The organism is Virgibacillus phasianinus (assembly GCF_002216775.1).
Classification (GTDB): domain Bacteria; phylum Bacillota; class Bacilli; order Bacillales; family Amphibacillaceae; genus Virgibacillus_F; species Virgibacillus_F phasianinus.
Map to the genome: position 1 here is coordinate 2,811,123 of NZ_CP022315.1, position 13,112 is coordinate 2,824,234.

The 13,112-nt window shown below is 39.0% G+C and carries 13 protein-coding genes; 11 read left to right on the forward strand and 2 right to left on the reverse strand.

From position 1 onward, the window contains the following. The first annotated feature begins 16 nt into the window (after positions 1-16). Genes ruvA through yajC form a run of 6 tightly spaced genes read left to right on the forward strand, consistent with a single transcriptional unit; the run spans position 17 to position 4,334 of the window. Positions 17-622 carry a Holliday junction branch migration protein RuvA gene (gene ruvA / locus CFK37_RS13455; RefSeq protein ID WP_089062339.1) on the forward strand — a complete coding sequence of 202 codons (606 nt, stop codon included), beginning with the start codon at positions 17-19 and terminating at the stop codon, positions 620-622. A gap of 17 nt (positions 623-639) precedes the next feature. Beyond that, entirely contained in the window at positions 640-1,638 is a 999-nt protein-coding gene (gene ruvB / locus CFK37_RS13460) for a Holliday junction branch migration DNA helicase RuvB (protein WP_089062340.1), read from the forward strand. 7 nt (positions 1,639-1,645) lie between these two features. Further along, complete coding sequence (locus CFK37_RS13465) at positions 1,646-1,837, forward strand: DUF2905 domain-containing protein (RefSeq protein ID WP_089063663.1); 192 nt, start codon at positions 1,646-1,648, stop codon at positions 1,835-1,837. Positions 1,838-1,858: 21 nt separating this feature from the next. After that, positions 1,859-2,908 carry a tRNA preQ1(34) S-adenosylmethionine ribosyltransferase-isomerase QueA gene (queA, locus tag CFK37_RS13470; protein ID WP_089062341.1) on the forward strand — a complete coding sequence of 350 codons (1,050 nt, stop codon included), beginning with the start codon at positions 1,859-1,861 and terminating at the stop codon, positions 2,906-2,908. Between the two features lies 1 nt (position 2,909). Continuing rightward, positions 2,910-4,049 (forward strand): tRNA guanosine(34) transglycosylase Tgt, encoded by a 1,140-nt coding sequence (tgt, locus tag CFK37_RS13475; RefSeq protein ID WP_089062342.1) that lies wholly within the window; start codon positions 2,910-2,912, stop codon positions 4,047-4,049. A 15-nt stretch (positions 4,050-4,064) separates the two neighbouring features. Next, on the forward strand, positions 4,065-4,334 hold the full coding sequence (gene yajC / locus CFK37_RS13480; RefSeq protein WP_089062343.1) for a preprotein translocase subunit YajC: 270 nt from the start codon (positions 4,065-4,067) through the stop codon (positions 4,332-4,334). A 182-nt stretch (positions 4,335-4,516) separates the two neighbouring features. Here the strand turns inward: yajC and CFK37_RS13485 are convergent, their stop codons facing one another. Both CFK37_RS13485 and spoVB read right to left on the reverse strand, forming a co-directional pair. After that, positions 4,517-4,897 carry a TIGR04086 family membrane protein gene (locus tag CFK37_RS13485; RefSeq protein WP_089062344.1) on the reverse strand — a complete coding sequence of 127 codons (381 nt, stop codon included), beginning with the start codon at positions 4,895-4,897 and terminating at the stop codon, positions 4,517-4,519. A gap of 73 nt (positions 4,898-4,970) precedes the next feature. Further along, positions 4,971-6,530: a stage V sporulation protein B gene (gene spoVB, locus CFK37_RS13490; RefSeq protein ID WP_089062345.1), complete on the reverse strand. Its 1,560-nt coding sequence runs from the start codon at positions 6,528-6,530 to the stop codon at positions 4,971-4,973. Between the two features lie 125 nt (positions 6,531-6,655). Between spoVB and CFK37_RS13495 the strand changes: the two genes are divergently transcribed. From CFK37_RS13495 to CFK37_RS13515, 5 genes are all read left to right on the forward strand, one after another. Continuing rightward, positions 6,656-6,946, forward strand: a complete 291-nt coding sequence (locus tag CFK37_RS13495) for a post-transcriptional regulator (protein WP_089062346.1) — start codon at positions 6,656-6,658, stop codon at positions 6,944-6,946. 55 nt (positions 6,947-7,001) lie between these two features. Next, positions 7,002-9,278, forward strand: a complete 2,277-nt coding sequence (gene secDF, locus CFK37_RS13500; protein WP_089062347.1) for a protein translocase subunit SecDF — start codon at positions 7,002-7,004, stop codon at positions 9,276-9,278. 291 nt (positions 9,279-9,569) lie between these two features. Further along, the gene (locus tag CFK37_RS13505; protein WP_089062348.1) at positions 9,570-9,920 is read left to right on the forward strand and encodes a LapA family protein; all 351 of its coding nucleotides are present in this window, start codon (positions 9,570-9,572) and stop codon (positions 9,918-9,920) included. A gap of 56 nt (positions 9,921-9,976) precedes the next feature. Beyond that, positions 9,977-12,313, forward strand: a complete 2,337-nt coding sequence (recJ, locus tag CFK37_RS13510) for a single-stranded-DNA-specific exonuclease RecJ (RefSeq protein ID WP_089062349.1) — start codon at positions 9,977-9,979, stop codon at positions 12,311-12,313. Next, positions 12,303-12,815 (forward strand): adenine phosphoribosyltransferase, encoded by a 513-nt coding sequence (locus tag CFK37_RS13515; RefSeq protein WP_089062350.1) that lies wholly within the window; start codon positions 12,303-12,305, stop codon positions 12,813-12,815. Before recJ ends, CFK37_RS13515 begins: the two co-directional genes overlap by 11 nt. Positions 12,816-13,112: the final 297 nt, after the last annotated feature.

Consider the following 13,112-nt stretch of genomic DNA (forward strand, 5'->3'; position numbering starts at 1 on the left):
AAGAGGAGAAGGATTTATGATTTCGTACATAAAGGGGAAAGTTACATATATACAGGATGATTCAGTCATCGTCGATGTTCAGGGGGTTGGGTATGAGATACTTTGTGCCAATCCTTTTGTTTTTCAGTCAGCATTAAATAATGAAACACTTATCTTCACCTATCATCACGTTCGGGAAGATGCACAACTATTATATGGGTTTAAAAATCAAGAGCAAAAGTCTCTCTTCACTAAGTTGCTGCAAGTGTCTGGCATCGGTCCAAAGGGCGCGCTTGCCATTTTAGGGTCTGTCAATGTCAATGATTTTGTGGCGGCTGTGGAAAGGGAAGACGATAAATTTTTAACCAGTTTTCCTGGAGTAGGAAAAAAGACTGCTAGACAAGTGATACTTGACCTAAAAGGAAAGCTTACTACAATGCTTGGCATTTCAGATCAGTTAACAGACGATAAATCCGAACAAGGCGTGCACACGGAGGGGATGGCCGAGGCAAAAGAAGCATTACGGTCACTAGGTTATTCCGAAAAAGAGATAAAAACAGTTATTCCACAGCTACAGAAAGAAAGTCTTTCGAATACGGATGAAATTATTCGAAAAGCATTAGCGCTATTAATGAAAAAATAACCAAGGGGGGATTTTTGATGGAGGAACGAATGGTCACAGGTGAATTACAGCAGGAGGATTCTACTGTAGAACTCAGTCTTCGTCCCACAACCTTGAATCAGTACATTGGGCAGGATAAAGTGAAAGAAAATCTGCATATCTTTATTCAAGCAGCAAAGATGCGTGAGGAGCCTCTTGATCATGTTCTCCTTTATGGTCCGCCTGGGCTGGGGAAAACGACACTTGCGGCTATTATCGCGAATGAGATGGGTGTACAATTCCGTTCCACCTCTGGACCGGCAATTGAGCGGGCGGGTGATTTGGCGGCTATCCTTTCTTCGCTCGAACCTGGTGACGTCCTGTTTATTGATGAAGTACACAGATTGCCGCGCTCAGTTGAGGAAGTGTTATACCCTGCAATGGAGGACTTTTTCCTTGATATTGTGATCGGGTCAGGGCCAAGTGCCAGATCTGTACGAATTGATTTGCCACCGTTTACGCTTGTAGGTGCGACAACTCGTGCCGGTTTACTGTCCGCGCCGCTCAGAGATCGTTTTGGGGTGTTAAGCAGGCTGGAATATTACGAAACTAAAGATTTGTGTTCGATTGTAGAGCGTACTGCCGAAATTTTTCAAACATCCATTACTAAAGAGGCGGCTGCTGAGGTCGCCGGCAGATCACGAGGAACTCCTAGGATAGCGAATCGTTTATTAAAACGAATTCGTGATATCTCCCAGGTTAAAGGAGAAACTGAAATTAGTTTTGAGGCAACGGATCTGGCCCTTGGAATGCTCCAGGTAGATGATGTGGGCCTTGACCATGTCGATCATAAGTTGTTAAAGAGTATTATTGACGGGTTTCACGGGGGACCAGTGGGATTAGATACAATCGCCGCGACAATTGGTGAGGAATCACAGACTATAGAAGATGTTTATGAGCCATACTTATTACAAATAGGATTTATTCAGCGTACACCGAGAGGAAGGGTTGTCACGCAAAAAGCCTATAATCATTTTGGGATTAAAGAGCAGGATTAAGATGAGTATGGGAAAATTATTTATTGTTTTAGGAATAGTGTTTATCATAATTGGAGTCATTTGGACGTTGTTTGGTAAACTGCCAGGTGACATTAGCTTTAAACGTGGCAATTTTTCTTTTCATTTTCCGATTATGACATCTATTGTAGTAAGCATTGTATTATCACTTATTTTGTATTTGATAGGGAAATTGAAGTAGGAAAGGGTATGAACTTGCAGTATGGATATACATGATTTTGATTTTGATTTACCAGAAGAATTAATAGCACAAACACCACTTAAGAACCGAACAGCTTCACGGCTGCTGGTACTGAACCGTGAATCGAAGCAAATAGATCATAAACACTTTTCAGATATAAAGGACTACCTGAAACGAGGAGATTGTCTCGTACTAAACGATACTAGAGTGTTACCTGCACGCCTGTACGGGATTAAGAAAGATACCGGAGCAAAACTTGAAGTTTTGCTGCTGCATCAAAAGGAAAAAGATTGCTGGGAAGTTCTTGCTAAACCTGCTAAGAAAATGAAAGTGGGTACAGAACTAGTATTTGGTGATGGAAAGCTAACGGCGACCTGTCTTCAAACAAAAGAACATGGCGGGCGAATCGTGCAGTTTGATTACAAAGGTATTTTTTATGAAGTTTTAGATGAACTTGGTGAAATGCCATTGCCTCCCTACATTAAAGAACAGTTGCCGGAGAAGGAAAGGTATCAAACCGTTTATGCGAGGGAAGAGGGGTCAGCGGCTGCACCAACTGCAGGTCTGCATTTTACCAACGAACTATTAGATGAACTTAAAGGTATGGGCGTTATTATTACGTTTATTACCCTGCATGTCGGACTTGGAACATTTCGTCCTGTCAGTGTGGATAACATAGACGATCATACCATGCATGCAGAATTCTATCACATGACAGAGGAAACGGCGCAAACTCTAAAAGCTGTGAGAAAAAATAATGGGAGAATTATCTCGGTCGGGACAACTTCTACTCGCACACTAGAAACGATTGCCCGCGACCATGAGGGAGAATTTGTAGCATCAAGCGGTTGGACGGATATTTTTATTTATCCACCGTATGATTTTCAGGCGATTGATGGTTTGATTACAAATTTTCATTTGCCAAAGTCGACATTGATCATGATGGTAAGTGCGCTTGTTGACCGTGAAAGCATCCTGCATGCATACAATGAGGCTGTAAAAGAAAAATACCGCTTTTTTAGCTTTGGTGATGCGATGTTAATTTTACCTGAAAGAAAGAGGAACGAATAAAATGACAGCAATTACGTATGAATTAATAAAGACATGTAAACAAACAGGTGCAAGACTAGGTAAAGTGCACACGCCGCATGGTTCGTTTGATACACCAATGTTCATGCCTGTTGGTACACTTGCGACCGTAAAAACCATGAGCCCGGAAGAATTAAAGGAAATAGATGCAAAGATAATTCTTTCAAATACGTATCATTTGTGGCTGAGACCTGGTTCAGATATCATTAAAGATGCAGGTGGACTGCATAAATTCATGAATTGGGACAGACCCATTTTGACTGACTCAGGCGGGTTTCAGGTTTTTAGTTTAAGCAAAATTCGTGATATAAAGGAAGAAGGCGTACACTTTCGCAACCACATCAGTGGTGAAAAACTGTTTCTATCCCCTGAGAAGGCTATGCAGATTCAAAATGATCTGGGCTCTGACATTATGATGGCGTTTGATGAATGCCCGCCATATCCTGCTTCCTATGATTATATGAAAGCCTCCGTAGAACGAACTTCAAGATGGGCAGAAAGATGTTTAAGTGCGCATCAAAGCCCCGGGAATCAAGGTTTGTTTGGCATTATTCAAGGTGGAGAATATGAGGACTTGCGAAAACAAAGTGCACAGGATCTTGCATCACTTGATCTGCCTGGGTATGCAATTGGCGGATTGTCAGTTGGTGAACCAAAAAATATTATGAACCGGATGCTTGAGTATACTACACCGCTAATGCCGGCTAATAAGCCACGGTATTTAATGGGAGTGGGTTCACCGGATTCGCTGATCGATGGATCCATACGAGGAATTGACATGTTTGATTGCGTGCTGCCTACAAGGATTGCCCGTAACGGGACATGCATGACTTCAACTGGCCGCCTGGTTGTGCGTAATGCAAAATATGCCAGGGACTTTTCGCCAATTGATGAAAATTGCGGCTGCCATGTTTGCAAAAATTATACTAGAGCATATATCCGGCACTTAATTAAATGTAATGAAACATTCGGATTCAGGCTTACTACTTATCATAACCTCCATTTTCTGTTAAAATTAATGGAACAAGTGCGAGAAGCGATAAGCGAGGATCGGCTTGGAGATTTTAAAGAGGCATTCTTTGAAAAATATGGTTTTAATCAACCGAATGCAAAGAATTTTTAGAGAGGGGGGAACAAATTGGACACATTATATAGTTTACTTCCAATAATATTGATGTTTGTTATTTTTTACTTCTTGTTAATACGTCCACAACAAAAACGTCAAAAGAAAGTAAAAGAAATGCAATCAGATCTTAAAAAAGGTGATTCTGTGATTACGATAGGCGGATTCCACGGTACGATTCATGCAATTGATGAATCAACTGTTATCATTGCAGCTGATGGAGTAAAGCTTACATATGATCGTTCTGCTATTCGCGAAGTGAGTAACTCAGTTGCTTCGGAATAATAGACACATAGGAAAAGCTAACCTTACGTAGTACAAGCAATAATTGCATGCAGTTATTGCTTGTTTCTACCACGCTACATAAGTAAAAAGGAAGTTGCCGCGTAATCATTGGCAACTTCCTTTTTCTTTCTAATAGACAGGAATGTATAAAAAATTTCTAGGCGCAAGTGCCTGAGTTTTTCTTATTCCTGGCTTTCCCCAACTGCGTTTACTCCAATTACTCCTCCTAAAACCGCAATCAGGATGTACCCTAGATGGTTCAGGGATTGTTCAATCGAAAATGTATGCTGATATCCTAGATATTGCACAGCAAATGTGAATAAAGTAAATCCGAGACCGGTAACCCCACCGATTAGCCAGCCTTTTTTCTTGCTTTTCGTTCCGGCCACAATACCCCCGAAAAATAATGTGATTAGCCCTATTACAAGCGTTACCCACGATAGTGTCGGTTCATTTAATGGTGTAAATTTGAGTAAAAGCGCTAATACTATACTTGAAATAAAGATAAGACCAAGAATTACAATCCACCCGTACATTAAAGCAATAAATTGTTGCCTTTTCATTTATTCTCCCCCTCTGTTTGTCCATTTACTGTCATTTTATTCATGTTTTTTAAAAATAGACGAACAATATTTTTTACTTGGATGAGAACCATTTTGCGAAGAGAGGTATTTGTTTTAATTCTTCTTTCGTTATAAATCGCAAACCAAAAAGTAATAGTATATATACAAACGTTAATATTAAGATAATGCCTATTAGAACAGATAATTGGCTATCCATTGAGACATACATATTTTTCAACATATTCCCAACCCACCATGTAATGAGCAACAGGCTTGCCATTTTCCCTAAATCTAATAAAGGTATAGAGAATTTGATAGCCTTTTGTAAGGAAGCCAAATGTAATAAGGTTACCAGCACGACACCGACGACCATGGCAAGTGCTACCCCAGTTATTCCGAACTTTGGGCTTGAGGCTAAAACAAATAAGGCGGTAAATTTAATAAAAGCACCAATTAAACTATTCCACATCGCTGGCTTTGCCAGATCCAGTGCCTGCAATGCTGCTTGCATGGGGGCTTGTATATAAAGCAGGATAAAAAAAGGTGCCATTAATATCAGAAATCCACTTGCATGATCTGTTCCATACATATATAGTAAAATCGGAGCTGCAAACAATGACAAAACGATGGTTGCGAGTCCCCCTGACGCAAAGGATATGCGAATGGCCTGGTGAATACGATAGTGGATTAATTTATTATTTTGTTTTGCCCCAGCTTCACTAATCGAAGGAACTATTGTTATGGATAATGAGTTAGTAATAAAAGTCGGCAAAAACAAAAGTGGTAAGATGTATCCTGTTAGTTCGCCATATTGCTTCGTTGCTAAACTACTTGCAATTCCTGCGATTGCCAAACTTTGCATTACTAGGATAGGTTCGAGGAAATAGGAAATCGAACCGATCATTTTGCTACCGGTAGTTGGTAAAGCAATTGAGAATAGTTCCTTTAAAGTTTCCTTGCTTGATTTTAAATAACCAAAAAAACGATAACGAATTTTAATAACCTTCCTGCGTTTAAACACATATATGATAAAAGATAAGGAAGCAAGTTCACCCAGAATGACACTGACCATTGCCCCGGCGGCAGCAAATTCAATACCATATGGAAGAAGCAATTTCACAAAGAGGGCGACACAACTAATCCGGACAATTTGTTCAATAACTAGCGAATAACTTTGCGGTTTCATATCCTGCAGTCCCTGGAAATAACCGCGAATTACTGCTGAAATAGCAACGATAGGTATGATTGGACATACGGCCATCAATGGGTAAATAGTACGGCTATCCGTTAAAAGCGATGTGGCAATGAAGGGTATCATAAAGAACAGTATTGTTGAAATTAATAAGCTCGTACAACCAGTAATAATCAACGAAACTATTAGGATTTTTTTGATTTTTTGCTGATCATTGATAGCATCTGCCTCAGCAACCCGTTTAGAGATTGCAACAGGCAGACCAAGTTGTGTAATGGTGATAACTAAAAACATTGTAGGAAGGGCCATCATGTATAGGCCAACACCTTCCTCGCCCATTACTCGAGCAACTACTATTCGATTTATAAAACCCAACAAACGTGTTATCATCCCAGCAATAATCAATATGATCGTACCTTGCAAAAATGTTTGTTTGGTCATAATGAAAACCCTGCCTTCTCAAATAATCAAATTTCATATACAATGATATATATGCAATGAATGTGTCCAAGCATGACAAGAGATAAAATTTAAAGGGTTTCTGGATATAACAAGGGGGAACGTGGGTGGAAACTTTGCGAAGTATTAATGAATGGAAAGCAGTAATGGAACCCGCTTTAGAAAGCAAAGTAAGTGAATTTAAATTAATGGGATATTCCAGTGCATCAACTGAAGAAATATGGAATTGTTTGGTTCAAAAAGTATGGAAGGGAAATCCTTCCAAGCATGTTTATGAGGTTGTACAGGATATTTTTCATCTGGCATCCAACATATATTTAAGCTATTTAACGGTTAAAGCATATGAAGATGATGATTTAATGGCTTCTATTCAAGCGGTAACAGGAAAGAATGATTAGTGGAAACCAATACATATTGTTTTAGCTTTAAATGAAAGAGGGAGGCAACTGGTTAATGAAGAATCGAGGGAGAATTATTGCTTTTTTTCTAATCGTGATCGTTTTCGCTGCAACGATTGGAACAACGGTAACTGGTATAACCAAAAATATTAATTTAGGTTTAGATCTGCAAGGTGGATTTGAGGTTTTATACCAAGTAGACCCCGTTGAAGAAGGGGCGGAGGTTGACCGGGAATTACTTGAAGCTACCGTTCAAACGTTAAATGAACGTGTAAACAGGCTTGGTATTAGTGAAGCTAGTATTAATATCGAGGGAGAAGATCGCATCCGAGTCCAACTGGCTGGCGTTGATAATCAAACAGAAGCCAGGGAAATTCTATCTACATCTGCTAGGCTGTCGTTTCGTGATGTGAATGATAAAGAGTACCTGGATGGATCAGACATCAAGGAAGGTAGCGCACAACAGGACTTTGATCCAAAAACAAATGCACCTATTGTTACACTGCAATTAAAGGATGCCTCAAAGTTCGCTGAGGTTACCAGTGAAATCAAACAAATGCAGAATCCTGACACGACTTATCAGGATAATCTGCTGGTAATTTGGATGGATTACCAAAAAGGGGATTCCTTTGCTGAAGAATATAAAAAAGAGGAAGAGGAACAAAAGTACATATCAGCCCCTCAGGTAACGCAGACATTGAATACAACAAATGTGCAGATTTCTGGAAACTTCACAGTTGAATCAGCACAGCGGCTTGCGGACATCATCAATTCCGGGTCGTTACCGGTTAATTTAAATGAGAAGTATTCCACATCAGTTGGAGCACAATTTGGTGAACAGGCACTGAACAAAACGGTATTTGCTGGAATTATTGGTGTCGGTATTATCTTTCTGTTCATGATTGTTTATTACCGTTTTCCAGGACTGATTGCTGCTATTAACTTAAGCATCTATATTTACCTGGTGTTGGTAGTATTTGAACTGCTTAACGGGGTATTAACATTACCGGGAATTGCCGCATTAATTCTGGGTGTGGGTATGGCTGTTGATGCCAACGTTATCACCAATGAGCGTATAAAAGAAGAGCTTCGTGAAGGTAAGTCGATTTCTGCTGCCTTTAAAGCAGGGAACAAGAACTCACTTTCCACGATTTTAGATGCCAATATTACGACGATACTTGCCGCGGTTATTCTATTTGCATTTGGTACAAGCTCGGTAAAAGGGTTTGCCACTATGCTAATCATCAGTATTCTGGTAAGTTTTATCACAGCCGTTTACGGTTCAAGAATTTTAATGGGATTATGGATCAAAACCAAATTTTTACGTAACCGCCCAGGCTGGTTTGGGGTAAAACAAAGGGATATTAAGGATATAAAAGATAAAACAGAGCACGAGCCTAAGCTCTTTAACCGGGAGTTAAAACCGGTAAACCACCGGAGAAAATTCTTTATAGCCTCTAGTATTATGGTAATTCTTGGGGCGATTTCACTGGTTCTATTTCAATTGAATCCCGGAATTGACTTTACAAGTGGTTCACGTGTTCAGGTATTGGCAAACGATAGCCTGACCACTGACCAAGTTCAGGATAGTTTGGCCGAATTAAACCTAGAGCCAGAATCCGTAGTGCTAGCCGGGAACAATAAGGAAATCGCAGTGGCAAGATACGATACCGTATTGGATAAAGACCAAATTGCAGAAATAAAGAGCTTTTTCATGGATAAATACGGTAACGCACCGAATGTGAGTGTTGTCTCGCCTATTGTTGGAGAAGAACTCGTTAAAAATGCATTGTATGCAGTAGGCATAGCGATTATCGGAATGATTATTTATGTTGCATTCCGGTTTGAATTCTACTTTGCAATAACAGCTATTATTGCCCTCGTTCATGACGCATTTTTCGTCATTGCAATATTTAGTCTGTTCCACATTGAATTTGATGTAAATATTGTGGCGGCATTATTGACGATAGTTGGTTACTCGATTAATGATACGATTGTAACCTTTGACAGGATTAGAGAGAACTTGATCAAACGTAAGCGTGTTAAATCAGTTAAAGAACTGGCACTTATTGTAAACAGAAGCCTGGTTCAAACATTCACACGCAGTATCAATACATCGCTAACCACGATAATTGCTGTATTGGCATTTTTATTTCTTGGTGCAGAGTCTATCAGTGGATTTGCTATTGCCCTTACAGTAGGACTAATTGCAGGTACTTACTCATCCCTATTCCTTGCATCCCAGCTTTGGTTAGTTTGGAGAGGTAAAATGATTAAGAAAAAACCTGTTGTATTTGCCAAAAAGAAAAAAACAGAAGGTCCACAAGTGTAAAGGACGTATTTGACAAAACCCTTGTTGTTCAATACAGCAAGGGTTTTTTTCACACTTTAAGAAAGTATAAATCTTTATGGGTATAAAGTATAAAAAAATCTAAGGCTTTCGCCATTAGTTCTTGGCGACAAGCCAAGATTTTCTAAAAGTATAAGGGACGAATGAGGCTTTGACATATTATTTATTTGACAGTTGATATAAATTGCGACGTAACAGTAAGCTAACTATTTCTTATGATTAAACCAACCTAAAACTGGGTAATTTATACATATACTGTAGGAGGTGTAGGTCATGAGAGGTCAAACATATGTAATATTTGCTATTATTTTTGTTATTATTGTAGCTATCTTTGCCGTTATCAATGTTGATTCGGTCGAGGTAAATTACTTATTTGGGTCAGGTGAAGCCCCGCTGATCTTTGTTATTCTATTTTCCGTGTTAATGGGTGGTGTCATCACAGCAGCAGTTGGTGTTATTAAAGTGTTCCGTCTTCAACGTGAAAATAAAACATTAAGAAAAGAAAATAAGCAATTGAATAACCAAAAAGACACAGATGATCGCCTGCAACCGGAGTTAGAGCAGGGAGAGATAGAAACAATTGACACTCCCGAGCAGACAGATCAGCAGCAAAGTAATAAATAATTCCAATTGCGACCCTTGGCTCTCTTTTGTATAATAGGAAGGTCAGGGGTGAATATATGTTAAAGAGTAAAGCAATCTGGAATTTTTCAAATGAAGAAGCGGAAACAATAGCATGGTCGGGTGATTCAACGGATTTGTCCCCTGTTATCAAGGAATTACTAGTACAACGCGGAATAACGACTGCGAAAGATGCAAGTGAATTTTTATCTCCTGATCTGGCCAATCTGCTTATGCCGGAAGATCTTCTTGGCATGGATGTGGCAACTGATCGTGTACATAAAGCAATTAAACAAAATGAAAAGATTCTGGTTTATGGTGACTATGATGCGGATGGTGTTACTTCCACAACACTCTTAATGTCGGCGTTACTGGAAATTGGTGCGGACTGTGACTATTATATACCCAATCGGTTTACAGAAGGTTATGGACCAAATGAACATGCATTTTCCTATGCACACGAACAAGGGGTCAAATTAATTATTACTGTCGATTGTGGAATTGCATCTGTTTCTGAAGCGAAATTTGCTGAATCAATTGGGCTTGATTTAATCATTACGGATCATCATGAACCACAGGAAGAATTACCTGGAGCATTAGCAATCCTTCATCCGAAATGTGCCCCGACATATTCTTTTAAGGAACTTGCAGGAGTCGGTGTCGCATTTAAATTTGCTCAAGGGTTGCTTGGATATTTTCCAGATCATTTACTTGACCTGGTTGCTGTTGGGACAATTGCTGATTTAGTCCCGTTAGTAAATGAAAATAGGATCCTTGCATATTATGGGTTGCAAAAGTTAACTGATACCAAGAGACCTGGACTTAGAGCATTAAAAAACCAATGTAGGATTGAAGGAAATGTTTCAGAAGAAGATGTTGGGTTTCAAATTGCACCACGGTTAAATGCAGTTGGCAGGCTGAAGGATGCTGGGCTGGCAGTTGAACTGCTGATGACAGAAGCTGAAGATGAGGCAGCGTACTTGGCCGAAGCCGTGCAGGACCTGAACAAGGAACGTCAACAATTAGTAAATGAGATTGTGGCGGAAGCTGAAGTATTAGTAGATGATACAAAGGATTCCGGTGTGACCATTGTTGCTAAAGAAGGATGGAATGAAGGTGTACTCGGAATTGTAGCCTCAAAACTTGTCAAAAAGTATGATCGACCAGCAATTGTTCTCGCAATCCATTCTGAAAAAGGCAGTGCAAAAGGATCTGCCCGAAGTATACCGGCATTTGATCTGTTCAAAAATTGTATGCAGGTAAGGGATTACTTTACGCATTTTGGCGGCCATTCGCAAGCGGCAGGCATGACGTTACCGATAGAGAACATTGCCTTACTGCGTGATACACTGACGGAAATGATTTACTCTCAGCTGACCGATGAGGAATTCAAGCAGGAAATAACTGTCAGCAAAACACTGTCAATTAAAGAAATAAATGAAGAGCTGGTAAATGAGATTAGTCAATTAGCACCGTTTGGAATGGCAAATCCTAAGCCAGTATTTCATCTCAAACAATTTCCATCAACTGTGCGCCAAATAGGAGCAAAGTTAAACCATTTAAAAGTGCAGTTTAAACAAGAATCTTTGTCAATCGATGGGATTGGCTTTGGGCTCGGAGATTGTTTTCCTTTTATTTCGGAAAAGAACCCACTTTCAGTAGTTGGGGAAATAGGCATAAACGAATGGAATGGAAATAGGAAGGCGCAAATTGTGATTCAAGATTTACAAATTGATGAACAGCAGCTTTTTGATCATAGGGGAAAAAAGCAACTAGATATTTTGCCATTTCTAAATAATTCGGAACATTACCTAGCAATCGGCAACAATGTTCAAGCTCGTGTTAAACAGGTACCAATAAAATTGGATGTTTTATCGTACACAAAGCCTCCTGAAACAATGGATACAGTGGATACTGTTTTTCTATTTGACTTACCGGACGAACTTGAAAACTTAGAGTGGATTATTCGAAAGGCAAATCCAATTAATATTCATGTATGCTTTTATTTGGAAGACAGTCATTATTTAAAAGCATTTCCCTCCAGAGAAGATTTCAAGCAGTTCTATGCATTAATCCTAAAGCGTGGGTATTTTGATATAAAGAAAGACCTTTTTGTTTTAATGAAAAGCCAAAATTGGACAGAAGAAAGAATCCGGTTTATGTTAAATGTGTTTTTTGAGTTGAATTTTGTTATTATAGAGAATGGACTTGCTAAACCAAATAGAAGTGCTGCAAAAAAAGATTTGCAGGAATCAAGGTTATATCAACAACGAATTAAACGCAGTGAAATAGAAAAGAAACTTTATTATTCAAATTATGATGATTTAAATCAATGGTTTCACCGTTTAACAAATGATGTAGATATTTCCAAGGAGGAGCTTACCTATGGAATATAAGAAATATATAAAAATAGTAGAAGACTGGCCAAAAGAAGGCGTTCAGTTTAAAGACATAACACCACTAATGGATAATGGTGCTGCTTTTAAATCAGCGGTCGATGAAATTGTGGATTTTGCTAAAGAAAAGGCAATTGATATTATTGTCGGACCAGAGGCACGCGGGTTTATAATTGGTTGTCCGGTTTCTTATGCATTAGAAATTGGATTTGCACCTGTACGAAAAGAAGGAAAGCTGCCACGCGAAGTAATTAAAGTGGATTACGGATTGGAATATGGCAAAAACGTTTTAACCCTTCATAAGGACGCCATTAAACCCGGGCAACGAGTATTAATCACGGACGATTTACTTGCAACTGGAGGCACAATTGAAGCTACAATTAAATTAGTAGAAGAACTGGGCGGGATTGTGGTTGGTTGTGCATTTCTAATCGAGCTTACTTATTTGGATGGACGCAGTAAGCTGGATGGTTATGACGTACTCACCCTAATGCGTTATTAGAAAATCTTGGCTTATCGCCAAGAACTAATGGCGAAAGCCTTAGATTTTTTTTTACTTAAGTCCTTTAAGTTTTTATACTTTCCTTAAGTATTAGAAAAACTCGGTATTTGCTTGTATGGCGAATGCCGAGATTTTCTAATATATTGGGTTGCTATCTGAAGCATATTAGTAGATTATAGGTATATAGTAAATGTGCAAGTACACTATTAATGTATATTGCTTTACATTTTTACAATTATTTTCGATACTAGGAAGAAATATATATGGTATGATTATTCTCTACATTGAATTTAGGTG

Bases quoted from the DNA above. Each gene is read 5' to 3' on its own strand.
- ruvA (WP_089062339.1), top strand. From the start codon at position 17: ATGATTTCGTACATAAAGGGGAAAGTTACATATATACAGGATGATTCA.
- ruvB (WP_089062340.1), top strand. From the start codon at position 640: ATGGAGGAACGAATGGTCACAGGTGAATTACAGCAGGAGGATTCTACT.
- CFK37_RS13465 (WP_089063663.1), top strand. From the start codon at position 1,646: ATGGGAAAATTATTTATTGTTTTAGGAATAGTGTTTATCATAATTGGA.
- queA (WP_089062341.1), top strand. From the start codon at position 1,859: ATGGATATACATGATTTTGATTTTGATTTACCAGAAGAATTAATAGCA.
- tgt (WP_089062342.1), top strand. From the start codon at position 2,910: ATGACAGCAATTACGTATGAATTAATAAAGACATGTAAACAAACAGGT.
- CFK37_RS13485 (WP_089062344.1), bottom strand. From the start codon at position 4,897: ATGAAAAGGCAACAATTTATTGCTTTAATGTACGGGTGGATTGTAATT.
- spoVB (WP_089062345.1), bottom strand. From the start codon at position 6,530: ATGACCAAACAAACATTTTTGCAAGGTACGATCATATTGATTATTGCT.
- secDF (WP_089062347.1), top strand. From the start codon at position 7,002: ATGAAGAATCGAGGGAGAATTATTGCTTTTTTTCTAATCGTGATCGTT.
- CFK37_RS13505 (WP_089062348.1), top strand. From the start codon at position 9,570: ATGAGAGGTCAAACATATGTAATATTTGCTATTATTTTTGTTATTATT.
- recJ (WP_089062349.1), top strand. From the start codon at position 9,977: ATGTTAAAGAGTAAAGCAATCTGGAATTTTTCAAATGAAGAAGCGGAA.
- CFK37_RS13515 (WP_089062350.1), top strand. From the start codon at position 12,303: ATGGAATATAAGAAATATATAAAAATAGTAGAAGACTGGCCAAAAGAA.